The organism is Streptomyces sp. NPDC048383, assembly GCF_040651775.1.
Taxonomy (GTDB): domain Bacteria; phylum Actinomycetota; class Actinomycetes; order Streptomycetales; family Streptomycetaceae; genus Streptomyces.
In genome coordinates this window covers 64,316-89,266 of record NZ_JBEZKS010000034.1, presented here as the reverse complement: position 1 = coordinate 89,266, position 24,951 = coordinate 64,316, and the positions used below count along the sequence as shown (strand labels likewise).

Here is a 24,951-nt window from a genome sequence, read left to right as displayed (position 1 = left end):
ACGTCCGAGCCGCCCCGGGGCCGCCGTCCGCCCGGCAGCAGCGGCGGCTCCGGGGCCGCGGCGGGCGCCCGCGGCGCCTCGCCGTCGGCAACACCGTTCGGCGCGGACGCCCCTGACGGCGCGCCGACCGTGCCCGCGCCGGCACCCGCGCCCGCGCGACGCCGCGGCAGCGAGCGCCCCCTTACGGCCGCGAGCAGCGCGTAGTTCTCCGCGACGAAGACCCGGCCCGGGCCGCCGACGGGCTCCGGCACCCGTTGGCCCGTCAGGTCCAGGTACATCGCCTGGACCACGTCGAGCCCGGTGTCGTCGGTGAACAGCCTGAACTGGGCTCCGGGGCGCGGGTTGAAGTCCACGAGCCGGAAGCAGCCCGCCTCGTCCCGACGGAAGTCGAGGTCGAGGATGCCCTGGTAGCCGAGCCGGTCGGCGAGCCGCAGCCCGGCCTCCTCCACCGCCGGGTCCGGCAGCCAGCGGCCCACCGCCGTCAGCCCCGTGCGCACGGGCCAGGACAGCTCCTTGCGGCCCGATCCGACGAGGAGCGGGTGTCCGCCCCGGGCGAAGGCGCCGTGGAAGAACCAGTCGGTGTCCGGACCGGCCGGCAGGAACCGTTGGAGCAACAGCCGGCTCCCGGCCTGCGCGGACCGCTCGTACAGCCCCCGCGCCTCGGCGGTGGTGTGCACGAGGGTGGTGCTGCGCAGCCCGGCGCCGGCGGGCAGCAACCACGGCCGACTCCACTTCGCCACCACCGGCAGGCCGAGCCGCCGGCCGGCCTCCGCCGCCTCGGCCCCGCTCGCCGGGATCACGGTCTCCGGGTGCGGGACGTCCCAGCGCGCGCACAGCCGGGACAGTTCGGCCTTGTCGGCCACCCGCGCGGGCAGGTTGTCGGGTTGATGGGGAATCCGGAAACGGTCCGTCAGGTCCGTTGCCGTACGCGACACCGCGATGGCGCTCAGGTCGTCCATCGCGATGAGCACGGCCGGCCGGCCGATCCGCTCCGACACCCGTACGAGGCATGCGCGCAACGCGTCCGGCGCCTCGGGGTCCACGCCTCCGTCCGGCCCCGGGTGGGTGGCCCTCAGGTAGCGCGAACGCCCCATGGGACCTCCCCCGGCCTCGACGACGGCATGGACCTCCACGCCCTTGCGCCCCAGCGATCTGACGGCGCCGAGGGTTCCGTGGTGGAACGGGTTCCGATCGAGTCTGAGCAGAACCGCGGGGACGTGGTTGGCGAACGCGTGCATGGAAACGGTGTCTTTCACCTAGTCGGACCAAGCGGGATGGATACGCACCTGCGAATGGCCTACGCAGTGGCCACCGGACAGGCCATTCGTCAGATCTGATGCCTAACGTCTCTGGTAAGCACACCGGTTCAGGAAAGCTCGGGAGACGCCATGCCCAGACCACGCCGCCGACTGGTGAGCACCTGCATCGGTACCGTCACGGCCGGACTGCTCGCCACGGGTGCCGCACTGTCGGCACCCGACGAGGAGACGTCCAGGACCTCCGACGTCGCCATGGGCGCGTACCTCGACTTCGGGCCCCCGGGGGTGGCCCGGATCCCGTCCCTGTCGCGCTGGCTGGGCGGCAAGGAGATCCGGGTCGGGCACACCTATCTGCCCGGCGACGTGTGGGGCGGCATCGAGGGCAACGTCGGCTTCCTCGCGGACTGGGCGGCCTGGCGCAGGGCCCGGGCCGACCGGCTGTTCGTCCTGAACGTGCCCATGCAGGCGCGCAACGAGAGCCGGATCCCGGACCGTCAGGTGGCGCAGCTGATCAGGGCCGGCGCGAACGGCGAGCACGACCAGCACTTCCGCAGGCTGGCCGAGCGGCTTGTGAACCTGGGCGTCCCGGACACGGTGATCGTGCTCGGCTGGGAGATGAACGGCACCACCTACACCCACCGCTGCGGGCCGGACCCGCAGAACTGGAAGGCGTACTGGAAGCGCGTCGTCAACACCATGCGCGCCGTGCCCGGACAGGCGTTCAAGTTCGATTTCGCCCCCAACCGGGGCACGGACGCCATCGGCTGGACCACGTGCTACCCGGGCGACGACTGGGTCGACATCGTCGGCATGGATTCGTACGACCAGGCTCCCGGCCGGAACTTCGACGAGCAGATCACCCAGCCGTACGGGCTCCAGCAGCACGTCGACTTCGCGAAGGCACACGGCAAGGAGATCTCGTACCCGGAGTGGGGCCTGTTCCGCAACGGGGACAACCCGGAGTACGTGCGGCGGATGCTGAAGTGGATCGAGCAGCACAAGCCGCTCTACCACACCATCACCGACTACTGCCCGCACGGCGTGTGGCAGTGCAAGGCGAACCCGGAGTCCTCCCGGGTGTTCCGCGAGGCCCTGACGCCGGACCTGCCCGGCCCGGTGATCCCGACCCCGGTGGTCCCGACGCCCGTGGTCCCGACGCCCGTGATTCCCACTCCGGTGGTCCCGACCCCGCAGATCCCGACGCCGCAGATCCCGACCCCGGCCGTCCCGACCCCGCAGATCCCCACGCCCGCCGTCCCCTCGCCGGAGGTACCCGTTCCGGTGCCGAGCCCCGAGGTGCCGACCCCGGTCCCGGGTCCCGTCGAGCCCACGCCGGCCGAGCCCACGCCCGTCGTCCCGAAGCCGGACGTCTCCGTGCCGCCGGTCGTCCCCCCGCTGCCCTCGCCGCAGGTCCCGGTGCCGCCCGTGTTCCCGCCGGTGCCCTCGCCGGCGGTCTCCGTACCCCCGCCCGTGCCGCCGAAGCCGACGCCCAGCCCGCTGGTGCCGAAGCCGCAGCCGCCCAAGCCGCAGCCCAACAACAGCAACCAGTGGTGCGTACCGCTCAACTTCGGGGAGTGGCTGTCGAAGCTGGTCGGCAACCAGGCCGTCTGCTTCGACCTCAAATGGGGCAAGGACTCCTGGGTCTGGCCCTTCTAGCCCCCGCCCCCCGCGCGGCGGGCGCACCGCCGCGGTCACCGGACCCGGAGTTCGTTGAGCCGGGCCCGCCAGTCCCGCGCGGCCGGCATCGCCTCGCGCAGCGCCTCCACCGCCCGCTCGCGCCCCGTCACCTGCGCCTCGTGCAGTCGCAGCAGGGGCGCGAGCGCGGCCGTGGACATCAGGAGCCGTTGGTTGACCACCGTTTCGGGGCGCCAGTGGTTCTTGTACGGCTCGCTGCCGCGCAGGAAGCTCACCACCGGCCGGCCGTCGGCCAGCGCCCGCCCGGTCTCGTAGCGCAGCAGCAGCGTCGCCACGTCCACCTTGCGGTCCCGCAGGTCCGGATCGGCCCCGTACAGGTAGCCGCCGCTCAGGCCTGCGGACAACAGCGTGACGTTCGCCGCCACCACCTTCCCCTCCAACCGGAACTCGGTCAGCCGGCCCTCCCCGGCGCGCACCATCCGCCGGGTGGCCCGGGTCAGGTGCTCGGCGAAACGCGGCCTCAGGTGCTCCGGCGTCACCCCGCGCCCGCGCCACTGCTTCTCGTGCAGCCGCAGCAGGTTCCGTACGGCCTGCGGCACCTCCGGCTCGGTGACCTCGTGCTCCTCGATCCCGGCGGCGTCCGTCTTGCGGAGCTTGGCGCGCACCCGCTGGGCGCCGGAGGACGGCATCCGCTTCACCAACTCGTCGAAGGGCAGCGCGGGCAGCTCCATGCAGGTGGAGTCGGCCAGTTTGCTGCGCACCCCGGGCCACGCCTCGTACAGCGCCTCGGCGGCGGCTCCCGGCCGCACCTCGCGCAGGTCGACGATCGCCCTGCGGGCGGCCCGGTGCAGCCCGCGGGCCAGCGCCGGGACGACCTCCTCGGCGTGCTCGGCGGCCACCAACACGTCCGAGTGGTCGGTGATCCCGCCGCCGAGCGCCACCAGCCGCGGCAGCGGCCGGTGTACGAGCATCAGCGCGGCCGCCCCGACCAGTTCCTCCCCGCGCCGCACGAGGACGGTCCGCAACCGGCCCTCCTTGCCGTACGACAGCCACCACGAGTGCAGCCAGGCGTGGCTCTGGAACGGGGTGGCGGTGGGACAGCCGCGGAAGAGCCGGTTCCACTGCTCTTCCAGGGCGGCGAACTGTCGGGGGTCGCGGCACAACGTCACCGACAGGGCCCCGGTGGAGCCCCGCTTCATCGCGCGGACTCCTTCTCCTTGGTCTCGGTGTGCTCGCCCTGCGCGGGCAGGGAGGCGTACTCCTCGACGGCCGGCTGGGTCCCCTCGCCGTCCGCGCGCCGTACGGGGCGTCCGGTCCGGGTGGGCCGGGCCAGCAGCCACAGGCCGCCCAGCAGCCCGCCCGCGCACAGCCCGACGGCGCCGCTGATCGGCGCGGACGGCGAGGCCGCGTCGGTGGGGGCGACGGCCTGGTTGAACAGGAGCAGCTGCACACCGGTGTTCTTCGCGGCCTGATTGCTGCTCAGCGACAGCGCGTCGGCGACGGCGTTGGCGATGTCGGCGGCTTCGGCGGGACTCTTGGAGGTCCCGGTGATGGCGATCATCGGGGACTCGGGGGAGGTTTCCGCGCGCACCTGGGTCCGCAGCCGTTTGGCGTCGATGCCCGCGCGCGGCTGCGCGTAGGCGAGGGTGGAGCTGCTGGTGGCGATGCGGGCATAGGCCTGCGCGAAGCCGAGCGCGGTCGCCGGTTCGGTGGTGTCGTCCGGGACGGCGACGACGTAGCTGGTGGCGGCGTATTCGGGCGCCTTGAGCACCCCGTACGCCCCGCCCGCGGCCATGCCGAGCAGGGCGCAGGCGGGCAACGGCCACCACGCGGGCGGGCGCGGGGAGCGGCGCTTCTTCTCCGAGCGGTGGTCGGACTTCTTCTGGTCGGCGGTGTCGGCCATGTGCGGTGCTCACTTCCTGGGCGGGTGGCGGGTCGGGGGAGTGCGACGGACCCGGCCGCTGCGCGGGCCGGGTGGGAAGGTGCGGGGTCAGCCGTTGCCCGCGGGCCCGGAGCGCGGCGCGGCCGGGCCCCGTCCCGCCGGGGTGGGGGGCGCGGGCAGGGGCGGGGTCGGCGTCCCGCCGGGCACCGGGGCGGCCAGCGCGAGGGCGTAGACGTCGAGCAGGCGGCTCGCGCTGCCGGCGATGTCGTAGCGGCGCGCCACGGGCGGCGCCGGCAGCCGGCGGGCGCCGGCCTCCATGTGCCCGCGCAGCGCGGCGACCAGTTCCTCGGTACCGGGCCCGATGCGGCGGGCGCCGGGCGCCTGGGCGGCGGGCAGGTCGTCGATGGCGGGGCAGGTGACGTGCAGGACGGGCAGTCCGGCGGCCAGCGCCTCGACCACGGCGAGCCCGAACGCCTCCTCCCGTGAGGGCGACACGAAGACGTCCATGGCGGCCAGCAGGGCGGGGATGCCGGGGGTGCGCCCGTCGGCGCTGTCGCCCAGCGGGTCCCGCTCCCCGAGCAGGTGGATCCGGCTCTGGGCGCCCAGTTCGGCGGCGAGCGCGCGCAGCGCGGCCCGCTCCGGCCCGTCGCCGGCGAGCAGCAGGTGTGCGCCGGGCAGGGCGGCGACGGCCCGGATGAGGACGTCGAACCGCTTGCCCGGCACCAGCCGGCCGACCCCGCCGATGACGAAGGCCCGGTCGGACAGTCCGGTGCGGGCCCGGGTGGCCCGCCGGACGCCCTCGTCGAAGCGGAAGCGGGCGGCCTCGATGCCGTTCGGCACGACGTGGATGCGGGGCGCCGGCACCCCCCACCCCTCCAGCCGGGCGGCGACGGTGTCCGAGACGGCGACGGTGGCCGCGCCCAGCCGTTCGCCCGCCAGGTACAGGGCCCGGACGCCCCGGGTCAGCGGCCTCCCCTCGATCTCGGCTTCGCCGAGGGAGTGTTCGGTGGCGACGGTGGCGCGGACGCCCGCGAGCCGGGCCGCGAGGCGCCCGTAGACGCAGGCCCGGTACAGGTGGGTGTGGACGAGGTCGTAGCGGCCGCGCCGGATGAACGTCACCAGCCGGGGCAGGGCGCCCAGGTCCCGGTTGCCGGTCATCCCGAGGTGCACGACGCGCACCCCGTCGGCGCGCAGGCCCTCGGCGACCGGGCCGGGGTTGGTCAGCGTCAGTACGTCGCAGGGCATCGGCATGTGCCGGAGCAGCAGTCGCAGTTGCTGTTCGGCCCCGCCGACGCCGAGCCCGGTGATGATGTGCAGTGCCTTGACCGTGTTCACGGGAGCACCACCCGGCGCAGGTCGGCCACCCGGTGGCGGAGCTGCTTGATCCACAGTCGGGCGGCCCCGTCGGCCTGGCTGACGTGGGTGCGGGGCATGGCGTGCGGGCCGGCGAGCCGGCCGGGGGTGATGCCGCAGGCGTACGCGTAGCCGGCGGCCCGGGTCGCGGCGGTGACGCGGGCGTCGAGGTGCCCGTACGGGTGGCAGAACCCTTCGGGGAGGGTGCCGGTCAGCTCGCGCAGCAGGTCGCGGCTGCCCCGGAGTTCCTGCTGGAGGACGTCGTCGGAGGCGGCGGTGAGGTCCTGGTGGAGCAGTCCGTGGGAGCCGATCTCGATGCCGGCGGCGGCGACTTCGCGGATGCCCTCGGCGGTGAGCAGTGCCTTGCGGGGGCCCAGCGGGTCCCAGACGTTGTCGACGCCGAGCCGGCCGGGGAGCACGAACAGGGTGGCGGTGCAGTCGTGCCGGCGCAACAGCGGCAGGGCGGAGGTCAGGAAGTCGGTGTACCCGTCGTCGAAGGTGAGCCCGACCAGTCGGCGGCCGCGGCCGGCGGCGCGGGCCCGCAGCAGTTCGCCGACGGACACCCCGCGCAGTCGGCGGGCGCGCAGCCACAGCAGCTGGGCCTCCAGGGCGGCGGGGGTGACGGTGATGCCGTACGGGTCCTCCGCGGGGTCGGTGAACTCGGCGACCGAGTGGTACATCAGGACCCACGGCGCCGCGGTGCGGCGGGCGGGGACCACCGCGGCGGGGGGCGCCGTGTCGGTGTCAGCGGACATTGCGGAACCTCTGGGTGAGCTGGGAGGTGAGCTGGGCGAGCTGTGCGGGCAGGGCGGTGACTTCGAGGGCCCGTATGGCCATGCCGGTCGCCCCGAACATGGCCGGGACCAGCAGGCAGCCGAGGGCGGCGCTGAGCAGCGGGTCGGGGATCATCGGCCCGGCGAGCCAACCGGTGCCGCAGGCGGCGACGGCGGCGACCGCGAGCCGGCCGATGCTGACGGCGACCCGGCGGACCTGGATGGCGATGATCCGGGAGCCGAGCCCGGTGAGCAGTAGGACGGCGGTGGTGGAGATGCCGGCGGCGTTGGCGGCGGCGATGCCCCAGGTGCCCCACCAGCCGACGGCGAAGGCTCCGGCGACGACGTTGACGAGCAGCCCGGCGCCCATCGCGAGCGCCGGGAACCAGATGGGCCGGGCGGTCGAGAAGAAGGGCCGGGACAGCGCGCCGACGAGGCAGTGGCCGAGGAGCCCGAGGCCGTAGACCCGCATGACGGAGGCGGTGGCGAGGGTGTCCCGGTGGGTGAACGCACCGCGTTCGAAGAGCACCTGGATGATCTGCGGGGCGTAGCCGATGACGAGGGCGGTGCCCATCAGCACGGCGAGCGAGGCCAGCGCGAGGTCGCGTTCCACCCGGCGCCGCGCCTTCTCCCGTTCCCCGCCGGCCATGGCCTGGGCGACGACGGGGAAGGTGACGGTGCAGATCATCAGGGACAGCACCATCGGCATCTGCGCGACCTTCTGCGCGTAGTTGAGGTGCGAGATGGCGCCCGAGGGCAGCGAGGCGGCGAGGAAGCGTTCGACGAGGACCTGGGACTGGCGGAACACCGCGAAGAAGATGACGGGCGCGATGACGCCGAAGGCGATGAGGGTGGGCCGGTCCCGGTCGCGCCGACCGCGCGGGGCGAACCTGACCCGGCGCGGCCCGAAGCCCACGTTCCGGATGAACGCGGGCAGTTGGACGAGGACCATGAGCAGCCCCCCCACGGCGACCCCGGCGGCGGCGGCCCGCACCCCCCACAGGGCGTGCAGGGCGACCATCGTGCCGATGATCCCGACGTTGTACGCGACGTAGATCGCGGCGGGCGGCAGGAAGGAGCGGTGGGCCCGCAGGGCGGCGCTGAAGTACCCGGCGATGCCGAAGGAGACCACGGTGAGCGCGGTCAACCGGGTGCACTCGACGGCCAGCCCGGGGTCGGGCAGGCCGGGCGCGAGCGCCCCCACGACGAACGGCGCGGCCACGACGAGGACGGAGGCCACGGCCGCCAGCATCACCAGCAGCCGCGGCAGGGTCGCCGCGATCAGGAGCCGTACGGGGTCCTGCGTACGGGCTTCGCGGCGGGTCAAGCCGGCGCGGGCGGCGGCCCGGCGGGCCAGCGCGTGACTGAAGGCGGGCACCATGAGCAGCGCCATGGCGTCCTCGATGAGCAGCGTCGAGGCCATTTCGGGCACGGTCCAGGCGATCAGGAAGGCATCGCTGTCGTGTCCGGCGCCGAAGAGGTGCGCGATGGTCTGGTCGCGTACGAGGCCGAGGACGGCCCCGGCGACGGTGAGCCCCGCGGTGACCGCGGCGGCCTTGGCCAGGAACCGGCCGAGGGGCGCGGCCGCGGCCGGCCCGCTGCCGGACGAGCCCGATCCGGATCCGCCGCCGCCCGGCCCGCTCCCGGCGGCCGCCGTACCCCCGCCGGCGGCCGCGCCGGCGGCCGTCCGCGCAGCGTCCCTCCGCGCGCCGGGCGTCCGCGCCGGTACCGCGGCGGCCCCCGCGCCGCCGCGGCCCGTCCGGGCGAGCACCGGCCTGCGGGGGGCGGGCGCGGCGCCGTCCGGCTCGGGGCCCGCCCCGGCGCGGGCCGCGTCGGACCCGCCGTCGGCGTCGGGCCCGGGACCGGCGGCGGAGAGCACCGGCCCGCGGGCCGGTCCGCCGCGCGGGGCCCCGGCGACGACGCCGGTGACCGGCGCCGGGCGCGGCGGACGGCCCGCGGTCGCGGCGACTTCGGTCGCCGCGGCCGCGGGCCGTCGCCGGGGCGTCGTGTCGGTCACCGGCCGGCCGGTCCCTCGGGGAGCGGGCCTCCGGAGCCCGGTGCCCACCGGTCCCCGGGCGAGGGCAGCGCCCACCAGGCGGCGAGTCCGATGATCACGCCGGTCAGGACGGTGGAGGGGCCGCCGATGTCGGCGTAGAGGAAGTCGGTCAGCTGCCAGACGAGGAGCCCCAGCGCGACGAGCCCGCAGTCGCGGATCCCGCGCCCGGCCGCGTACCGGCGCAAACCCGCGACGAGCAGCACCGCCCAGCCGCCCACCAGGGCGGTGAGCCCGATCAGTCCCTGTTCGCTGAGGATCAGCAGGTACATGTTGTGCGGGGACAGCAGCGGTTGGCGCAGGTAGGCCTGTCCGGCGCCGGCGGTGTCGCTGCCCGAGGACAGGCCGAGCGAGGAGTGTCCGTCACGGTGGGCGGGGAAGCCCTTGAGGCCCACGCCCGCGGCCGGCCGTTGCCGCCACATCGACCCGGCGGCCGCCCACATCGTGTAGCGGTCGGTCACCGACTGGTCGGGGGCGCTTGAGACCTGGGTGATCGAGGTCAGCCGCTCGGCCACCATCTCGGAGCCGACGCCCAGTCCCCCGACCAGGACCACGGCGGCGGCGCCCAGCGCCACCAGCACCTTCAACGCCCGCCGGATCCCGGCGAGCAGCATCACCAGCACGGCCGCGCCGAGGGTGGCGATCCAGGCGCCCCGACTGAACGACAGCACCAGCGGCACCACGAGCACCAGCGCGCACGCCCCGGCGATCCGCCGGACCCGGGGCGCGAGCCCCGGCGCGAGCGCCGCGGCGGTCGCCACGATCAGCCCGTACGCCACCACCGTGGCCATGCCCATGACGTCGCCGGGGCCGAAGGTGCCCACGGCGCGGATGTCCTCACCCTGGTACGAGGCCCCGGTGTGGGTCGCGTACTGCACGACCCCCACCGCCCCCTGCACCAGCGCGAGGACCACGAAGCAGCCGGCGGCCAGCCGGAACTCCCGCGCGTCGCGCACCAGCAGCACCACGGCCGCCGGGGCCAGCACGAACACCTGGAGGTAGCGGACGAAGCCGGGCAGCGCGGCGTACGGGTCACCGGCGGTCACCGTCGCCACGGCCAGCCCGACCGCCGGCAGCCCGAGGACGAGGACGCCCAGCGGACTCAGCGGCCGCACCCGGCCCCGCAGCGCCTGCACCGCGCAGATCAGGGCCAGGAGCAGCGAGGCGGCGTCGGCGGGGCCGACCTTCCCGGAGGCGCTCGCGTCCCCGGCGGGCAGGGGCGCGAGGAGGAACAGCACGGTAGCGGCGAGCGGCACCAGCGGCCAGTGTCGGCGCAGCAGGCCCGGCAGCCCGGGGAGACGGACCGCGGCGGATGCGGCGAGGCTCATGCTCAACTCCCTCCCAGCCGGAAGCGGAAGAAGGAGGCCGCGGTCCGGGCGAGGATCCACAGGTCCTGCCACAGCGACCAGGTGTCGATGTAGTGGTTGTCGAAGCGGGCCCGGTCCTCGATGGAGGTGTCCCCGCGCAGGCCGTTGATCTGCGCGAGGCCGGTGATCCCGACGGGCATCCGGTGGCGGGCCTCGTAGCCGGGGTGGATGCTGCTGAACTTGGCGACGAAGAAAGGTCGTTCGGGGCGGGGGCCGACCAGGCTCATGTCACCCCGGACGACGTTCCACAGCTGCGGGAGCTCGTCCAGCGAGGACTTGCGCAGGAAGGAACCGACGGGGCTCATGCCGCGGTCGCCGGCGACGGTCCAACGGGTCGCGGCCTCGTGCTCGTCGGCGCGCAGGGTGCGGAACTTCAGCAGGGTGAAGGGGCGCCCGTACAGGCCGACCCGCTCCTGACGGAAGATCACGCCGGGTCCGTCGGCGAGCCGTACGGCCAGCGCGCAGGCGGCCATGACGGGGGCCGCGGCCAGCAGGGCCAGGGCGGCGAGGGAGGAGTCGATGCCCCGCTTGACGAAGCGCTCCAACGGCCGGGACGGGCGCGGCAACAGCGGCTGGACGGCGTACCCCCACAGCTGGTCGGCGGGCTGCGCGACCCGCATGCCGGTGACCTTGGCGGTCCCGGCCGGGTCGGCGAGCCAGAGCCGGCAGCCGTGGTCGTGGAAGAGCCGGACCAGGGAGGCGGTGCGCTCGTCGGCCTCGGGCGGGCGGGTGAACACGGCGTGCCGCACGGAGTTCTGGATGACGGCCCGGCGGATGTCCTCGTGGGTGGCGAGCAGCGGCAGCTGCCCGCTCGGCCCGTCGGCGGTGGGCGCGGTGTCGGCGATGCCGACGGGGCGCAGCCCGTACTCGGGACGGCCGTGCAGGGCGGCGGCGACCGCGCCGGCGCCCTCGCCGGGGCCGACGACGAGCGCGGAGAGCGGCCTGCGCACGGCGGAGCGGCGGTGCAGCTGATGGACGAATCCGCGTCCGGCGCAGGCCAGCAGGGCCTGGAGGCAGACGGCGCCGAGCAGGGCGTTCCAGCCCAGGGCGTGCCCCGGCAGGGCGGCGGCGAGGACGGCGGCGGCCGCGCACCACAGCACGGCGGCCCGCCCGAGCAGCACGGGCAGCTCGAACAGGGCGGAGGGCGCGAGCCGGGGCCGGTAGAGGCCGGCCTGCGCGTGCAGGGCGGTGTACGTGGCGGCGAGCAGGACGACGGCGGGGGCGCCGGCGCCGGGCGGCAGCGTCGACGCCGGTACGGCGGCCGCGGCGGCCGCGACGGCCAGCGCGTCCACGGTCAGCAACGGGCCGACGCCACTGCGGCGACGGACCCGCTGCGGACGCAGGACGGGCCGGGCCCGCTCGGCCCGGGGCCGGCGCGGGGGGTGGATCGCGGTCACGGAACGGCGGGCTTCCGCCGGCGGCGCGGGCGCGAAGGCGCTGCCGCCGGCGGGCCCCGTGCCGCCCTGCCCACCGTGCCGGGCGGGTGCGCTGTCCATCGTCATCGGCTGATGCGCTCCTGGTTCGAGGGCCGGGGCCTGCCCAGCAGTTCGTGGTACAGGCCGGTGACCGCGTCGGCGGTCCGCCGCACGTCGAAGTCGGTCCGGGCGTGCTGCCGGGCCTGCTCCCCGAGTTCGGCGAGCAGCCGCGGTTCGGCGAGGAGCCGTCCCAGGGCCTTGGCCAGGGCCGTCGGGTCCTCCGGCGGCACCAGGCAGAGCCGTCCCTGGCCGGAGGGCAGGCTCTCCCGCGCACCGCTGACGTCGGAGACCAGGACCGGTCGGCCACAGGCCATGGCCTCGAGCGGAGCGAGCGCCATTCCTTCCCACCGCGACGGCAGTACAACGAGATCGGCGGCCCGAAGCCACGGTCGGATGTCCGCGGCGGCCCCCGCGAAGAACACCCCGGGCGGCGCCGTGCGGCGCAGCCGCTCGCCGTCCGGGCCGTCCCCGACCAGCGCCAGCCGGGCCTCCGGAACGGCCCCGAGCAGCTCCGGCCAGGCCCGGAGCAGGATGTCCTGGCCCTTCTGCGGGCATAGCCGGCCGACGCAGACGGCGAGCGGTCCGTCGCCCCCGAACCCGTCGGGCAGGGGGAGTCCGGCGCGGGCCTCGGCCCGGTCCTGCTCGGGATCGGGCCGGCCGGGTCGGAAGTGGTCGAGGTCGACGCCGTTGCGGATCACCGACCAGTGGCCGGCGATGCCCTCGGATTCCCCCTCCCGGCGCTCGGACTCGCTGACGCAGAGCACCCGGTCGGCCCAGCGGGCGCCGAAGCGTTCCCAGCGCAGCGCGAGCGCGGCGGTGGCGCCACCGACGGCGTCGAAGGACCAGGCGTGCGGCTGGAACACCGTGGGCAAGGAGCCCCGTACGGCGAGCCGCCCGGCGAGTCCCGCCTTGGCGCTGTGGGCGTGCAGCAGGTCGGGTCGGACCCGGCGGACCAGCCGGCCGGCGCCGAGCACTTCGGCGGGCAGGCCGGGACCGGGGGCCCGCCCGGCGCGCCAGGTGAGCACCTCGGCTCCGGCGTCCCGGGCCTCGTCGGCGAGCCGCCCGCCCGGCGGGCAGCCGACGACGACGCGCAGTCCGCCGGCGGCCTGCGCCCGTACGAGGTCGGTGACCACCCGGGCCACGCCGCCGTCCACGGGCTGCACGAGGTGCAGGACGGTGAAACCGGCTCCGGAAGGTGCCGGGGAGGGCTGGGAGGGGTGTGAGGGTTGCGCTGATGGCTGTGTCGGCACGTGGAGTGGACTCCTGCGTTCAGCGGCGCGCGTCTGTCTGAACGAAGAGCACACCGAGGAATTGACCCTGACTTTCGCCTGTGAACGTGAAACTCAGGCTGCGGGCACCACCGGACAGCGCGGGACCGATGTCGAACACGTCCGCGTCATATCCGAGATTGTTCACATGTTCGGGCTGTCGCACGAATGAGGGACGCCCGAATTCCGTGATCGTGGAATTCATAACATCATTAAAAGGATTTTCTGCATCACTGAGGCTGATCCGACGACCACTGTCGGCGGTCACCGTGAGTGAGTCACCCAGGGTCCCGCGGTCCCCGTCGTAAGCGACCACCCCGGCCCGCCCGGCGGCACCGGTCGGCGCGTCCAGCCCGGCGATCTCCACCGTCTCCCCGGCCGCCTCGCCGCCGCCGGCCACCAACCCCTCGAAGCCGTCCCACAGCGAGATCCGCCGCAGCGGCTCCCGCGGGTGCTCGTAGGCGACCACCAGCGTCCACCCGCCCCAGGCGCCCACCTCCGAGTGCCCCATGGCGATGTTCAGTTGGGCGACGGTCCACAGACCGGCGCCGCCCTTGCGCACCAGCGGGGTCACGTCGGCCGAGGCCTGGTAGGCGTCGCTGCCGGCGTCCGCGCGGTGCCCGATCACGGTGTCGGCCAGGACGGCCTTGTACGCGCCCCCGGGCTCGGCGACCAGCACCCGCCCGTTGTCCTGCGGCGGCTTCTGCTCCCCCACCCGCAGGTTCCCGCCCCAGTAGAGCCGGGCGTACGAAACCTTCGCCCCCTGCGGGACCTTGAGCTCGGCGCGGGTGGAGTTGTAGGTGTCCGGATCCTTGTCGACCTCGCTGTAGAACATCTCGAAGTCGCTGTTCACCCCGGCCGCGCCCCGCTTGACCTCGGCGCACGGCTCGGCCTGCGGGGACTCCTCCTTGCGGCAGCTGATGCCCGAGTTCGAGGCCCGGACGAGCCCGCCGTGCTGGACGGCTTGATAACGCTGCGTGAACGGAACCCGCGGCAATTCGCGCGGCCCGACCGGTTCCACCGCCTGCGCCGCGGGGGCGTTGGCGGAAAGTGCGAGGCAGGACAACAGGCCGAGTGTGCCGAGGATTCTGCGGGGTGAACCCATGTCCCTGTCTCCATTTTCGACCAAGGGGGCAAAACAGGAGTGAACTTTGTCAGAAATCAGGCTGGAAATCACGTCGGACTCGCTCGTACGGCCTTTTGGGCGATGCCACGCACCCTCGCGGTCGGCGGGTCGTTAAGGCCGCGCAGCACCACGCGAACGGATAGCGGAAATCACCGCGAAAGTCGGGCCGGACCCGCACCGCGACCACCCCGGGAGCGGGCGCGGGAACGCCTGAGCGTCAACCTTCCGATCCGAAACGTCGGCATCCGGGTGAATCGACGCAACCCGGGCCGGGGCGGGGCCGTTGATCCGGGTGCTCCAGTACCGGGCAATCCTGCAAAAAAGGGACGAAAATGATCAAGAAGTTTGTGGCTGGCGCAGCGGTTGCCGCCTCCGTCGTGGGTCTGGGTGCCGCGATGGCCCCGCAGGCGATGGCGATCGGGAACGACAACGGCATCAACACCGTGAACGGCAACGGCGCCTCGCAGATCTACGGCAACCAGGCCACGTACGGCAACATGAGCCCGCAGATGGCGCTCATCCAGGGCTCGTTCAACAAGCCCTGCATCGCCCTGCCCGCCAAGGCCAACGTGCAGTCGGTCCTCGCCCTGGTCAACGTCGGCGTCCAGGACATCCCGGTCCTGTCCAGCCCGCAGAACCAGCAGTGCACCGAGAACTCGACCCAGGCCAAGGGCGACGAGGCCCTCTCGCACATCCTGGACAACATCCCGATCCTCTCGGGCAACGTCTCCTCCGGCAGCTGACCCCCTCAGCCCCGCCCCGGCGAGGCCGTCGCACCCTCGGGTCGCGGCGGCCTCGCCGCGTATAGGACCTCTCGAATTCCGGACCGAATCCGTTCGGAATTCCGCACACGGACCCGGGGGGCATCGGAGTGAATTGCCCGACGACCCCCGAAAATCTCCGGTTTCTTTTCCCGGCGCCGCTCGTTGTTATTTTTGCAGTGGATACGCCCCTGCGGGAAAGGATCAAAATCAAATGACGTACAAGAAGGCAGTGGTGCTGGCCGCCGGCGCGCTGATGGCCGCTGGTGTCGCCTCCCCCGCCATGGCCGACGCGGATGCCCACGGTGTGGCCGCCGGCTCCCCCGGTGTCCTCTCCGGCAACCTCGTCCAGGTCCCGGTGCACGTCCCGGTCAACGTCTGCGGCAACACCGTCAACGTGATCGCGCTGCTGAACCCGGCGTTCGGCAACACCTGCGTCAACGCCTGACGAAGCGCCTGCGCCCGCGAGGGCGAACCTCCTCGGGGTGGCCCCGGAGTGCACGGCGGTGCACTCCGGGGCCACCTTCGATTCAGCACCGGCACCATCGCCGGTAGACAGGGAAGGACCCATGCGACAGGTACTGAGCCGACAGGTACTGGGCAAGGGGATGCTCACGGCGGCGGCCGCGTCCAGCCTGCTGTCGATCGCGACCGGCGCGGCCCACGCGCACCCCGCGGCGACGTCCGAGGCCTCGCATTCGCCGGGTGTGCTGTCCGGCAACAGCGTCTCGGTACCGATCACCTTCGCCCCGAACGTGTGCGGCAACAGCGTGGACGGGGGCGCCGCCCTCAACCCCGCGATGGGCAACACCTGCGCCACGACCACCGGCTCCGACGTCGACCACGACCACGGGCGCCACCTCAGCCCCGAGCACGCCGAAACCTTCGAGCGCTACCTCGACGGGCGCGGCGGAGGCGGCCGGCACGCGCTCCCCTCCCAGCGCCACGAGGAGGAGCGCGGCCACGAGGAACCCCGCGCGAACCTCCCCCGACACGCGGCGCCCCGCCCCGAGGAGCCGCGCCACCAGGAGCCGCGCCACCACGGCCACGACGACGGCGGCTACGGCGGCCCGGGCGAGCAGCAGCCGGAGGAGGAGTGCGACGACCACCCCGCGGGTCCCCCGCCGCACGCCGAGCACCCGGCCCCCCACCCGGCGCCGCTGCCGGAGCCGGTCGCGGAGCACCCGGCGCCGCTGCCCGCCCCCGCGCCGCCCGCCGCGCACGAGCCGCCCGAGACGGGACCGCCGCGCGGCAGCCTGCCCGTGCGGCCCGCTCCGGCGCCCGTCCCGGTACCGGAGCAGGTGCGTCCCGGCGACCAACCCCCGGCCGCCCCCGGCGGTGACGCCCCCGCGCCGCTGCCCCCCGTACCGGCTCCGGCACCCGCCCCCGGGCCGGTACCGGCCGCGGAGTTCCCGTCCGCCCCGGCGCCGGTCGTCCCCGCCTTCCCCGCGCCGGCCCACGCGGGGGCGCCGGAGCTGGCCGATACTGGAGCCGGCCGGCCGGCGGCCGCGGCGGCGCTCGCCTCGGCCCTGCTGCTGGGCGGCGCGATCCTGTACCGGAGGTCCCGGATCTCCTGACCCGGAATACCGGTCATCAGAAGAAATATCGGCCGGAGAATCCCTTGTCGGATTCTCCGGCCGCTGTCGTGCCCCGAAACCCGGCGTTTCCGTAGCGGCCGGTAATCGTTACCCAGGGCGAAAGCGGCGCGACGGTCGCCGCTGACGGCTCCGCCCCCGAAAGACGAGGATTTCGATAATGAAGATCAAGCAGGTCGCCGCTGTCGTCGTCGGCTCCATCGCCGCCCTCGGCGCCGCGACCCCCGCCTTCGCCACCGAGACCCCGGCGTCGATGCCCCCCATGAGCGCGACGAGCGGGCTGTCCGACGCGCTGAACGCCGTCGGCCCCGTCACCGAGGCGCTCCCCCAGACGGTGGGCAACGGTCTCGCCGAGCAGGGTGAGGGCGTCGACAAGGTCTTCGGCACCGTCCAGAAGGTCAACGAGGCCCGCAACAACCTCCCGGGCCAGGTGCTGGAGGTCGCGAACGTCGCCCCCCAGGCGTCCCCCGAGCTGCTCGGCGGTGTGAAGCTCAACGGCGGCGCGCACTGAACCGTCGCCGACATGACTGTGGGCGCCACCGGCGATGCCGGTGGCGCCCACAGTCATGTGTGCCGACTGCGACGAACGTCAGTCGTTGACGCAGACGTTGCCGAAGGCCGGGTTCAGCAGGCCGATCACGTTGACGGAGTTGCCGCAGACGTTGACCGGGACGTGGACCGGAACCTGAGCCAGGTTGCCCGAGATGACACCGGGGGAACCCACGGCCGCGCCCTCGGCCGACGAGTCGGCGACGGCGGAGCCGGCGGCACCGGCCGCGGCGAGACCAGCGGTGGCCAGGACCAGGGCGGCCTTCTTGGCAGCAGCAGAGTTCATGGGAAGTGCACCTTCTGTTCGATGTCCTGCCCCGATGCCGGGGCTCACACCGAGCGAAACGGTCCACCGTCCCGGACGACACGGCTGCGGAACCGATCAGACCTGTTCAGCCCAATAGTCGTAACTGCTAGTGGATCGGAATGTCGGGGATCGCCGGAATCTCCGGGATCGCGGGGGTGAGGCCGCCCGTCGGGGGGACGGCCGGGTTGGCCACGGGCAGCTGCGGGACCTGGGCCGGCGGCACGCCCGGGACCGCGGGGACGGTCGGGGCCGTGGGGAGGCCCGGAAGCGCGGGGAGCGCCGGGATCTCCGGGAGGGTGGGGAGCGTCGGCAGCTTGATCTCCGGCAGGGTCACGCCGGGCAGCAGCGCCTGGAGCGACTTGAGGAGGTCCGACAGGGTCGTGCCGATGCCGGCGAGGAGGTCGTCGATCGGGCCGGCCGCCACCCGCGACTCCAGCCCCTCAAGGGTGTCCAGCTGCTCCTGCACGGCCTCCACCTTCTTGGTGAGGGCGGCCGAACCCTCGCCGTCCGCGGCGACCGCGGGGCCGACCGCGCCGGACAGTATGACGACGGCGAGGGCCGACGGGACGAGGACGCGGAAGCGGGACGGCTTGGTGCGCTGCATGGAGATTCCTTCGGAAGTGGTCGTCCAGAAGCGGACCCGAGCGATCCGCCTCCTTACCCACCGTGCGAACACCTTCCACGGACCGCAACCGGACGGGAGGCGCCCGGGTGGAAACCGGTGGTTGCGTACGGGCTTCGCGCACGCGTCCGGGGCGGGCTCACCCGCTCCGGCGAATGGCGCGGCGCGAACGGGCCGTTTGAGTGAACGAGCGGAACCAACCCCGCGAGCGGGAGTTGTCCAGGGAGCTCCGCCAACGGGCACTCGTGCGACAAAAGGACCAACGATGTTCAAGAAGATCATGACCGCTGCCGCGGTTTCCGCCGTTGCCATCGGCGCCGGAGCCGCGGCCGCGGCTCCGGCCATGGCCATCGGCAACGACAACGGGATCAACACCGTCAACGGCAACGGCGCCTCCCAGGTCTACGGCAACCAGAAGACCCACGGCGACCAGAGCCCGCAGCTCGGCCTGGTCCAGGGCACGCTCAACAAGCCCTGCATCGGCCTGCCGGCGAAGCTCAACGTCCAGTCCGTCCTGGCCCTGGTCAACGTCGGTGTCCAGGACATCAACGTCCTGTCCAACCCGCAGAACCAGCAGTGCGCCGAGAACTCCACCCAGGCCAAGGGTGACGAGCCGCTCTCGCACATCCTCAGCAACATCCCGGTCCTCTCGGGCAACGGCTCCATCGGCAGCTGATCACCGCCCCCTCCGGCCGGGCCCCCGGTGCCCGTGGAGCAGGGGGTGCCCCGGTCGTGACCGGGTGACGAGGGAGCCCCGGCAGCTTGCGGCTGCCGGGGCTCCCGTGCGTGGTGGGGCGGGGCCGTCAGCCGGTCCAGAAGTCCCACCACCGGGTCAGGACGAGCATGGCGATCACCCCGATGTGCAGGGCGGGCGGCGCCCAGCCGAACTCGGCGAAGAAGACCCGTACCGGGGCGGGCGCGGGCAGGTGTCCGGCGCGGACGTTGTGCGCGGTGACGGCCCAGAACATCAGCAGCGTCGCCACCCAGGCCAGGCTGCACCACAGGCACAGGGCGTTGATCTCGTAAAGTGACTGGATCATCAGCCAGGCGCAGAAGCCGGTGCCGAAGAGGGTGCCGGCGTTCAGTCCCAGCCAGAACCAGCCGCGGTGGCGGGCGCCGGCGAGCAGACCCGCGCCCACGCAGACCACGACGGCGTAGCAGACCAGGCCCAGCATCGGGTTGGGGAAGCCGAAGACGGCCGCCTGGTCGCTCTTCATGACGCTGCCGCAGGAGACCACGGGGTTGAGGCTGCAGGCGGGCTTGAAGTCCGGGTCCTCCAGCAGGAGGAACTTGTCCAGGGTGATGACCCAGGAGGCCAGCAGTCCCGCGGCGCCGGTGAGCACCAGCAGCCATGCCGGCCCCTTCGGGGCCGGTGCGGCTTCGTCCTCGGGTCGACTGCCGGGCAGCCCCTGCTGCCGGGGGACGCCCACTGTATTCGTTGCCATGTCACCCATAGTCCCCCGCAGTTGCACAGAGGGGCCTGAATCATGCCTATACAGCAGGAAGTTGACCTGAAGGTGTGGCGGGAACCCCTGGTACTTCCCGGACGTTTTACCGAACCCCGGACGTGATGTCAGAACCAGGGGCTACGTTGAGCGTCTGCGAAGTGACAACCTGCGACGGCCTGGAGACCCACCTTGAGCGATCCGTACGAGACAACCGAGGCGCACCTCGACCGACTCCTCGGCCGCGCACTCAACTCCTTCGACCTGCCGGACCCGTTGGTGGAGCGTCTGGGTACCGCGCTCGCCCACAGCTCTTCGCTGTACACCACGCATCACAGTCCCGCGGCGGACCTGTGGCGGGAGACGCACCGGCACACCTACCTGTTGGCCGACGGCGGTTCGGCGTCCCTGTGGGAGCTCGCCTACCGGCTGCGGGGTGATCGCGACACCCGCTGCGAGGTGTTCGCGAGCAAGGCGGAGCTGGGCCTCGCGGTGACCGGGCTGTTCGGTGAGGCGCCCGCCGAGTCGGTGCTGGATCCCTCGCCGGCGGGCGGGCACGACGGCGAAGGTGAGGACGACCTCTCCGCGCTGAGCGCCCTGTTCGCGGCGTCGACCCCGCAGGAGCGCAACCGCGAGTACGCCATGGAGGAGTCGGCGGACCACGCCCGCCGGGTGCTGCGGCGCGCCGAGAACCTCGACCGGCCCGGTGAGTCGGTGGCGGCGCTGCTGCGGTCGGCGTACGGGCACCGGATCACGCAGGCGTTCGGCGGCCGGCAGTGCCTCGCCGACGGGCGGGACGCGGGGTTCAGCCTGTACGAGCACGCGTTCGTGCTGCTGGACGGCAGCGAGCTCAGCCTGTGGGAGGTCGAGCACACGGCCACGCCGGACGGCCGACACATGTGCGAGGTCTACGAGAGCGAGGCCGTCGCGCGCGGCGCCATGGAGGTCCGCGCCCGGGTGCGATGACGCCCTTGCCCGCCCGGGCGGGGGAACCGGGGATCAGAGCGCGGCGGATCCGGTCAGCGGGAGGTCCAGGGGCGGGTCCGCGGTGACGCGGACCTCCGCGGGACGCAGGTCCGCGGGGGTGGGCATGGCGCTGCCGGGGAGCTGTACGGCCGCCGCCCCGTGGGCCAGGGCGCAGGCGAGCGCCGCCGGGCCGTTGCCGCCCGCGATGAGGAACCCGGCGAGGGCCGCGTCGCCCGCGCCGACGTCGCTGCGGACGGTGGTGACGGGCGCGGTGCCGTGGAAGGTGCCCTCCGCGCAGACGAGGAGCTGTCCGTCGGCCCCGAGGGAGGCCAGGACGGATCCGGCGCCGAGCGAGCGGAGTTCCTCGGCGGCCTTGACCACGTCGCCGAGGGTGGGCAGCGGGCGACCGACGGCTTCGGCCAGTTCCGCGGCGTTGGGCTTGATCACGTCGGGGCGGGCGGGGAGCGCCGCGAGGAGGGCCGGGCCGGAGGTGTCGAGGGCGACGCGGGCTCCGCCCTCGTGGGCGCGGGTGACGAGTTCGGCGTACCAGTCGGTGCCGGCGCCGCCGGGCAGGCTGCCGCAGCAGGCGATCCAGTCCGCTTCGGCGGAGCAGGTGCGGACCGTTTCCAGGAGCAGGGCCGATTCCTCGGGCAGCAGCTCGGGGCCGGGTGCGTTGATCTTCGTGAGGGTGCCGTCCGGTTCGGCGACCGAGATGTTCGAGCGGGTCCGGCCGGCGATGGAGACCGCGGTGACGTCCACGCCCTGCGCGCCGAGCAGTTCGGCGAGCAGTATGCCGGGGGTGCCGCCGAGCGGGAGGACCGCCGTCGTGGGGACGCCGGCCGCGGCGACGGCCCGCGAGACGTTGACGCCCTTGCCGCCCGGGTCGACCCGGTCGCCGGTGGCGCGCAGGACCGTACCGCGCTCCAGCGAGGGGACCTCGTACGTCCGGTCCAGGGAGGGGTTGGGGGTGACGGTGACGATCATACGAGTTCGACTTCCGTACCGGCGGCTTCGATCGCCGCCTTGTGGGCCGGGGCGAGCCCGGTGTCGGTGATGAGGAGGTCCACGTCCGCGAAGGTGCCGAAGCGGGCGAAGTGTTCCTGGCCGGCCTTCGCGGAGTCGGCCAGCAGCACGACCCGGCGGGCGGCGGCGATCGCGGCCCGCTTGACGGCTCCCTCGGCCAGGTCGGGCGTGGTCAGGCCGGTTTCGGGGGTGAAGCCGTTGGTCGCGAGGAAGAGGACGTCGGCGCGGACCTCGGCGTAGGCGCGCAGCGCCCAGGCGTCGACGGCGGCCCGGGTGCGGTGGCGTACGCGGCCCCCGACGAGGTGCAGGTCGATGCCGGTGTGGTCGGCGAGCCGGGCGGCGACGGGCAGGGCGTGGGTGACGACGGTCAGCGCGTGGTCGACGGGGATGCGCGCGGCGAGCCGGGCGACGGTGCTGCCGGCGTCGAGGATGATGCCGGCGCCGTCGGGGATCCGCAGGAGGGCGGCGGCCGCGATGCGGTCCTTCTCGTCGGCGGCGGTGCCCTCGCGTTCGTTGAGGTCGGGCTCGAAGTCGAGGCGGCCGGACGGGATGGCGCCGCCGTGGACGCGGCGGATCAGGCCGGCCCGGTCGAGGGCGGTCAGGTCGCGACGTACCGTCTCGGCGGTGACCTGGAAACGTTCGGCCAGGGAGAGCACGTCCACGCGCCCCGCTTCGCGGGCCAGGCGCAGGATTTCCTGCTGGCGCTCGGGTCCGTACATGTGGGTTTCGGTCCGTCCTGTGCCCGACTGTGTGGCTTCATCCTTACCGTACGCCCACAGACCCGGAGAAGCAAAGCAAAACGGACATGCCCGTCCACGGGGACGGGCATGTCCGTACGGGTGCGCGCCGCCGGGCCGCGCGGGACCGTCAGACCGTGCGGGCCTTCTCCGGGGACGGGGCGGCCTGCGGGTCGCCGCCCTCGCGCTCGCCCATCGGGACCTGCTTGCGCGGCAGCATGAACATCACCGCGAAGATCACGACGAGGACCGCCACGACCCACCACAGCGCGCCGCGGAAGGCCTCGACGTAGGGGGCGCCGTAGACCCGGTCGTCGTCGATGAGCCCGAAGAAGACGACGGAGGTCAGGCCGAGGCCCAGGGCGTTGCCCATCTGGCCGGTGGTGTTGATCAGGCCGGAAGCCGAGCCGGCGTGCTCGCGCGGGACCTGGGACAGGACGGTGTCGGTCAGCGGGGCGACGATCAGGCCCATGCCGATGCCCATGGCGACCAGCGGGGCCGCCATCTGCCAGGAGGTGATCCCCATGCCGTAGTGCTCGGACTCCCAGATGTAGAGGAGCAGGCCCGAGGCCATGATCAGCGCGCCCGCCTGGAGCACCTTGCGGCCGAAGCGCGGTACGAGCTTCTGGACGGAGATGCCCGCGGCGGCCGAGACGGCCAGGGAGAAGGGGATGCCCGTGGCGCCGGCCCGCAGGGCGGTCCAGCCGAGGCCCATCTGCATGTACAGGGTCCAGACGAGGAAGAAGATGCCCGTCGCGATGCCGAAGGTCAGCTGGACGGCGATGCCGCCCGCGAAGCTCTTGACCTTGAAGAGGGAGAGCTCGACGAGCGGCGAGCCGTCCTTCTTGATCTTGTACTTCTCGTAGGCGATGAAGCCGACGAAGAGGAAGGGCACCGCGCCCATGCACAGGAAGCCCCACAGCGGCCAGTCGTTCTCCCGGCCGTGGGTGAGCGGGAAGATCAGCATGACGAGACCGACGGTGGCGAGGACGACGCCGAGCAGGTCCAGGCGCAGGGCCTTGGGTGCCTTGGACTCGGTGATGAACTTGCGGCCCAGGATCACCCCGGCGATGCCGACGGGCAGGTTGATCAGGAAGATCGGGCGCCATTCCAGGCCGAAGAGGTTCCACTGGGTGAGCAGCGCGCCGAGCATCGGGCCCGAGACGGCGCCGAGGCCGACGATCGCGCCGAACATGCCGAAGACCTTGCCGCGCTCGTGCGGCGGGAAGGTGACGTGGATGATCGCCAGTACCTGCGGGACCATCAGGGCCGCCATCGCGCCCTGGAGGATGCGGGAGGCGACGAGCATGGACGGGTCGGCGGCGATGCCGCACAGCAGCGAGGCGGCGGTGAACCCGGCGATGCCGATCAGGAAGACGCGCTTGCGGCCGTAGATGTCACCGAGACGGCCGCCGGTGATCAGACCGGCGGCGAAGGCGAGCGCGTACCCGGCGGTGATCCACTGGATCGCGCTGGTGGAGGCGCCGAAGCCCTCGCGCATGTTGGGTATCGCGATGTTGACGATCGTGACGTCGACCAGGTCCATGAAGGCCGCGGTCATCACGATGGCGAGGGCCAGCCAGCGTCGGCGGTCGCCGGGCGGTGCGGCGCCCTCCTCGGCGGCGGCGGCCGGCGCGGCGGCCGGGTCCGGTGCTGGGGCGGTGGTTTCGTTCCGCTCTTCTCGTACGGGCCCGGTCTTTCTTTCGGGCGATGTCCGGGACGTCTCGGTGCTCATGGAGAGAAACCTAGACGGCATCTAGGCCAGATGGTGTCCTATTTGGATGGCAGCCTGGGGTCATGAACGACACCCCGGCGCGGCTGCTCACCCTGCTGTCCCTGTTGCAGACCCCCCGCGAATGGCCGGGCAGCGAACTCGCCGAGCGGCTGCGCGTGAGCGCGCGGACGATCCGGCGGGACATCGACCGGCTGCGCGACCTCGGCTACCCGGTGGAGGCCTCGCTGGGCGCGGAGGGCGGGTACCGGCTGGTGGCGGGGGCGGCGATGCCGCCGCTGCTGCTGGACGACGAGGAGGCGGTGGCGATCGCCGTCGGGCTGCGGGCGGGGGCCGGGCACGCGATCGAGGGGGTCGATGAGGCTTCCGTACGGGCCCTGGCGAAGCTGGAGCAGGTGCTTCCGTCGCGGCTGCGGCACCGGGTGGGCGCGCTCCAGTCGGCGACGGTCGCCGTGACCCGTGGCGACGGGGCGAGCGTGGATCCGCGGACGCTGACGACGATGGCCGCCGCGATCGCGGGGCTGGAGCGGCTGCGGTTCGCGTACCGGGCGCGGGACGGGGCGGACAGCCGGCGGCAGGTGGAGCCGTACCGGCTGGTGAGCACGGGGAGCCGCTGGTACCTGGTGGCGTTCGACCTGGAGCGGGAGGACTGGCGGACCTTCCGGGTGGACCGGGTCAGCGAGCCGTTCGCGACGGGGGCCCGGTTCGCGGCGCGGGAGCTGCCGATGGAGGCGGCCGAGTTCGTCCGGCGCGGGCTGCGGGGCGGGGAGCGGTACGGGGTCGACGTGTCCTTCGCGGTGGCTCCGGCGGAGCTGCCGGGCTGGCTGCGGGAGGCGGCGCGGGAGGAGCCGGGCGGGGCGCGGGTGCGCTTCGAGACCGCGGACGCCCCGGAGTGGCTGGTGGCCCGGCTGGCGCTGACGGGACTGCCGTTCACGGTGTTGGCGCCGGCGTTCCTGTCGGACGCCGCCCGTACGCTGGCCGGCCGCCTGTCGGAGGCGGCGGGCGCGGCCTGACCCCGCTCGG

At 73.7% G+C, this 24,951-nt stretch carries 24 protein-coding genes; 8 read left to right on the top strand and 16 right to left on the bottom strand.

What is annotated here, in order from left to right:
* A partial coding sequence (locus AB0D46_RS22990; RefSeq protein ID WP_362879970.1) for an ATP-grasp domain-containing protein occupies nucleotides 1–1,238 on the bottom strand: 1,238 nt, incomplete at its 3' end.
* Between the two features lie 150 nt (nucleotides 1,239–1,388).
* On the opposite strand from AB0D46_RS22990, the gene AB0D46_RS22985 reads away from it, so the two are divergent.
* The gene (locus AB0D46_RS22985) at nucleotides 1,389–2,915 is read left to right on the top strand and encodes a glycosyl hydrolase (RefSeq protein WP_362879968.1); all 1,527 of its coding nucleotides are present in this window, start codon (nucleotides 1,389–1,391) and stop codon (nucleotides 2,913–2,915) included.
* A 35-nt stretch (nucleotides 2,916–2,950) separates the two neighbouring features.
* On the opposite strand, the gene AB0D46_RS22980 is transcribed toward AB0D46_RS22985, so the two are convergent.
* The 9 genes from AB0D46_RS22980 to AB0D46_RS22940 form a co-directional block, all read right to left on the bottom strand.
* Nucleotides 2,951–4,093 carry a GNAT family N-acetyltransferase gene (locus AB0D46_RS22980; protein ID WP_362879967.1) on the bottom strand — a complete coding sequence of 381 codons (1,143 nt, stop codon included), beginning with the start codon at nucleotides 4,091–4,093 and terminating at the stop codon, nucleotides 2,951–2,953.
* A complete protein-coding gene (locus AB0D46_RS22975; RefSeq protein WP_362879966.1) occupies nucleotides 4,090–4,797 on the bottom strand; it encodes a lipopolysaccharide biosynthesis protein in 708 nt (235 codons plus the stop codon). The genes AB0D46_RS22980 and AB0D46_RS22975 overlap by 4 nt, the downstream gene beginning before the upstream one ends.
* Nucleotides 4,798–4,884: 87 nt before the next feature.
* The gene (locus AB0D46_RS22970; RefSeq protein WP_362879964.1) at nucleotides 4,885–6,111 is read right to left on the bottom strand and encodes a glycosyltransferase; all 1,227 of its coding nucleotides are present in this window, start codon (nucleotides 6,109–6,111) and stop codon (nucleotides 4,885–4,887) included.
* Entirely contained in the window at nucleotides 6,108–6,884 is a 777-nt protein-coding gene (locus tag AB0D46_RS22965) for a polysaccharide deacetylase family protein (protein WP_362879962.1), read from the bottom strand. The genes AB0D46_RS22970 and AB0D46_RS22965 overlap by 4 nt, the downstream gene beginning before the upstream one ends.
* Nucleotides 6,874–8,919, bottom strand: coding sequence for a lipid II flippase MurJ (locus tag AB0D46_RS22960; protein WP_362879961.1), 2,046 nt, complete (start codon nucleotides 8,917–8,919; stop codon nucleotides 6,874–6,876). Before AB0D46_RS22960 ends, AB0D46_RS22965 begins: the two co-directional genes overlap by 11 nt.
* Nucleotides 8,916–10,283 carry an O-antigen ligase family protein gene (locus AB0D46_RS22955; protein WP_362879959.1) on the bottom strand — a complete coding sequence of 456 codons (1,368 nt, stop codon included), beginning with the start codon at nucleotides 10,281–10,283 and terminating at the stop codon, nucleotides 8,916–8,918. Before AB0D46_RS22955 ends, AB0D46_RS22960 begins: the two co-directional genes overlap by 4 nt.
* Nucleotides 10,284–10,285: 2 nt before the next feature.
* Nucleotides 10,286–11,818: an exopolysaccharide biosynthesis polyprenyl glycosylphosphotransferase gene (locus AB0D46_RS22950; protein ID WP_362879979.1), complete on the bottom strand. Its 1,533-nt coding sequence runs from the start codon at nucleotides 11,816–11,818 to the stop codon at nucleotides 10,286–10,288.
* 2 nt (nucleotides 11,819–11,820) lie between these two features.
* Nucleotides 11,821–12,969: a glycosyltransferase gene (locus AB0D46_RS22945; protein WP_362879977.1), complete on the bottom strand. Its 1,149-nt coding sequence runs from the start codon at nucleotides 12,967–12,969 to the stop codon at nucleotides 11,821–11,823.
* A gap of 97 nt (nucleotides 12,970–13,066) precedes the next feature.
* A complete protein-coding gene (locus tag AB0D46_RS22940) occupies nucleotides 13,067–14,242 on the bottom strand; it encodes a DUF3344 domain-containing protein (RefSeq protein ID WP_362879957.1) in 1,176 nt (391 codons plus the stop codon).
* A gap of 281 nt (nucleotides 14,243–14,523) precedes the next feature.
* On the opposite strand from AB0D46_RS22940, the gene AB0D46_RS22935 reads away from it, so the two are divergent.
* From AB0D46_RS22935 to AB0D46_RS22920, 4 genes are all read left to right on the top strand, one after another.
* Nucleotides 14,524–14,934 (top strand): rodlin, encoded by a 411-nt coding sequence (locus tag AB0D46_RS22935; protein WP_281209869.1) that lies wholly within the window; start codon nucleotides 14,524–14,526, stop codon nucleotides 14,932–14,934.
* Nucleotides 14,935–15,166: 232 nt separating this feature from the next.
* Nucleotides 15,167–15,400 (top strand): chaplin, encoded by a 234-nt coding sequence (locus AB0D46_RS22930; protein WP_362879955.1) that lies wholly within the window; start codon nucleotides 15,167–15,169, stop codon nucleotides 15,398–15,400.
* A gap of 121 nt (nucleotides 15,401–15,521) precedes the next feature.
* Nucleotides 15,522–16,529 carry a chaplin gene (locus AB0D46_RS22925; protein ID WP_362879954.1) on the top strand — a complete coding sequence of 336 codons (1,008 nt, stop codon included), beginning with the start codon at nucleotides 15,522–15,524 and terminating at the stop codon, nucleotides 16,527–16,529.
* Between the two features lie 178 nt (nucleotides 16,530–16,707).
* Nucleotides 16,708–17,058: a hypothetical protein gene (locus AB0D46_RS22920; RefSeq protein WP_362879952.1), complete on the top strand. Its 351-nt coding sequence runs from the start codon at nucleotides 16,708–16,710 to the stop codon at nucleotides 17,056–17,058.
* Between the two features lie 78 nt (nucleotides 17,059–17,136).
* On the opposite strand, the gene AB0D46_RS22915 is transcribed toward AB0D46_RS22920, so the two are convergent.
* On the bottom strand, nucleotides 17,137–17,382 hold the full coding sequence (locus AB0D46_RS22915) for a chaplin (RefSeq protein ID WP_362879951.1): 246 nt from the start codon (nucleotides 17,380–17,382) through the stop codon (nucleotides 17,137–17,139).
* A gap of 127 nt (nucleotides 17,383–17,509) precedes the next feature.
* The gene (locus tag AB0D46_RS22910; RefSeq protein ID WP_362879949.1) at nucleotides 17,510–18,007 is read right to left on the bottom strand and encodes a hypothetical protein; all 498 of its coding nucleotides are present in this window, start codon (nucleotides 18,005–18,007) and stop codon (nucleotides 17,510–17,512) included.
* A 283-nt stretch (nucleotides 18,008–18,290) separates the two neighbouring features.
* Between AB0D46_RS22910 and AB0D46_RS22905 the strand changes: the two genes are divergently transcribed.
* Nucleotides 18,291–18,701, top strand: a complete 411-nt coding sequence (locus tag AB0D46_RS22905) for a rodlin (protein ID WP_362879948.1) — start codon at nucleotides 18,291–18,293, stop codon at nucleotides 18,699–18,701.
* Between the two features lie 127 nt (nucleotides 18,702–18,828).
* On the opposite strand, the gene AB0D46_RS22900 is transcribed toward AB0D46_RS22905, so the two are convergent.
* Nucleotides 18,829–19,470, bottom strand: a complete 642-nt coding sequence (locus AB0D46_RS22900) for a vitamin K epoxide reductase family protein (RefSeq protein WP_362879946.1) — start codon at nucleotides 19,468–19,470, stop codon at nucleotides 18,829–18,831.
* A gap of 192 nt (nucleotides 19,471–19,662) precedes the next feature.
* On the opposite strand from AB0D46_RS22900, the gene AB0D46_RS22895 reads away from it, so the two are divergent.
* On the top strand, nucleotides 19,663–20,436 hold the full coding sequence (locus AB0D46_RS22895; RefSeq protein WP_362879945.1) for a DUF6227 family protein: 774 nt from the start codon (nucleotides 19,663–19,665) through the stop codon (nucleotides 20,434–20,436).
* A 33-nt stretch (nucleotides 20,437–20,469) separates the two neighbouring features.
* Here the strand turns inward: AB0D46_RS22895 and pfkB are convergent, their stop codons facing one another.
* From pfkB to AB0D46_RS22880, 3 genes are all read right to left on the bottom strand, one after another.
* On the bottom strand, nucleotides 20,470–21,420 hold the full coding sequence (gene pfkB, locus AB0D46_RS22890) for a 1-phosphofructokinase (protein WP_362879943.1): 951 nt from the start codon (nucleotides 21,418–21,420) through the stop codon (nucleotides 20,470–20,472).
* On the bottom strand, nucleotides 21,417–22,178 hold the full coding sequence (locus tag AB0D46_RS22885) for a DeoR/GlpR family DNA-binding transcription regulator (protein WP_362879941.1): 762 nt from the start codon (nucleotides 22,176–22,178) through the stop codon (nucleotides 21,417–21,419). Before AB0D46_RS22885 ends, pfkB begins: the two co-directional genes overlap by 4 nt.
* Before the next feature lie 148 nt (nucleotides 22,179–22,326).
* Nucleotides 22,327–23,931 (bottom strand): MFS transporter, encoded by a 1,605-nt coding sequence (locus tag AB0D46_RS22880; protein ID WP_362879939.1) that lies wholly within the window; start codon nucleotides 23,929–23,931, stop codon nucleotides 22,327–22,329.
* 62 nt (nucleotides 23,932–23,993) lie between these two features.
* On the opposite strand from AB0D46_RS22880, the gene AB0D46_RS22875 reads away from it, so the two are divergent.
* Nucleotides 23,994–24,941 carry a YafY family protein gene (locus AB0D46_RS22875; protein WP_362879937.1) on the top strand — a complete coding sequence of 316 codons (948 nt, stop codon included), beginning with the start codon at nucleotides 23,994–23,996 and terminating at the stop codon, nucleotides 24,939–24,941.
* Nucleotides 24,942–24,951: the final 10 nt, after the last annotated feature.

Bases quoted from the DNA above. Each gene is read 5' to 3' on its own strand.
- AB0D46_RS22985 (WP_362879968.1), top strand. From the start codon at position 1,389: ATGCCCAGACCACGCCGCCGACTGGTGAGCACCTGCATCGGTACCGTC.
- AB0D46_RS22980 (WP_362879967.1), bottom strand. From the start codon at position 4,093: ATGAAGCGGGGCTCCACCGGGGCCCTGTCGGTGACGTTGTGCCGCGAC.
- AB0D46_RS22975 (WP_362879966.1), bottom strand. From the start codon at position 4,797: ATGGCCGACACCGCCGACCAGAAGAAGTCCGACCACCGCTCGGAGAAG.
- AB0D46_RS22965 (WP_362879962.1), bottom strand. From the start codon at position 6,884: ATGTCCGCTGACACCGACACGGCGCCCCCCGCCGCGGTGGTCCCCGCC.
- AB0D46_RS22955 (WP_362879959.1), bottom strand. From the start codon at position 10,283: ATGAGCCTCGCCGCATCCGCCGCGGTCCGTCTCCCCGGGCTGCCGGGC.
- AB0D46_RS22950 (WP_362879979.1), bottom strand. From the start codon at position 11,818: ATGGACAGCGCACCCGCCCGGCACGGTGGGCAGGGCGGCACGGGGCCC.
- AB0D46_RS22935 (WP_281209869.1), top strand. From the start codon at position 14,524: ATGATCAAGAAGTTTGTGGCTGGCGCAGCGGTTGCCGCCTCCGTCGTG.
- AB0D46_RS22930 (WP_362879955.1), top strand. From the start codon at position 15,167: ATGACGTACAAGAAGGCAGTGGTGCTGGCCGCCGGCGCGCTGATGGCC.
- AB0D46_RS22925 (WP_362879954.1), top strand. From the start codon at position 15,522: ATGCGACAGGTACTGAGCCGACAGGTACTGGGCAAGGGGATGCTCACG.
- AB0D46_RS22920 (WP_362879952.1), top strand. From the start codon at position 16,708: ATGAAGATCAAGCAGGTCGCCGCTGTCGTCGTCGGCTCCATCGCCGCC.
- AB0D46_RS22915 (WP_362879951.1), bottom strand. From the start codon at position 17,382: ATGAACTCTGCTGCTGCCAAGAAGGCCGCCCTGGTCCTGGCCACCGCT.
- AB0D46_RS22910 (WP_362879949.1), bottom strand. From the start codon at position 18,007: ATGCAGCGCACCAAGCCGTCCCGCTTCCGCGTCCTCGTCCCGTCGGCC.
- AB0D46_RS22905 (WP_362879948.1), top strand. From the start codon at position 18,291: ATGTTCAAGAAGATCATGACCGCTGCCGCGGTTTCCGCCGTTGCCATC.
- AB0D46_RS22900 (WP_362879946.1), bottom strand. From the start codon at position 19,470: ATGGCAACGAATACAGTGGGCGTCCCCCGGCAGCAGGGGCTGCCCGGC.
- pfkB (WP_362879943.1), bottom strand. From the start codon at position 21,420: ATGATCGTCACCGTCACCCCCAACCCCTCCCTGGACCGGACGTACGAG.
- AB0D46_RS22885 (WP_362879941.1), bottom strand. From the start codon at position 22,178: ATGTACGGACCCGAGCGCCAGCAGGAAATCCTGCGCCTGGCCCGCGAA.
- AB0D46_RS22880 (WP_362879939.1), bottom strand. From the start codon at position 23,931: ATGAGCACCGAGACGTCCCGGACATCGCCCGAAAGAAAGACCGGGCCC.
- AB0D46_RS22875 (WP_362879937.1), top strand. From the start codon at position 23,994: ATGAACGACACCCCGGCGCGGCTGCTCACCCTGCTGTCCCTGTTGCAG.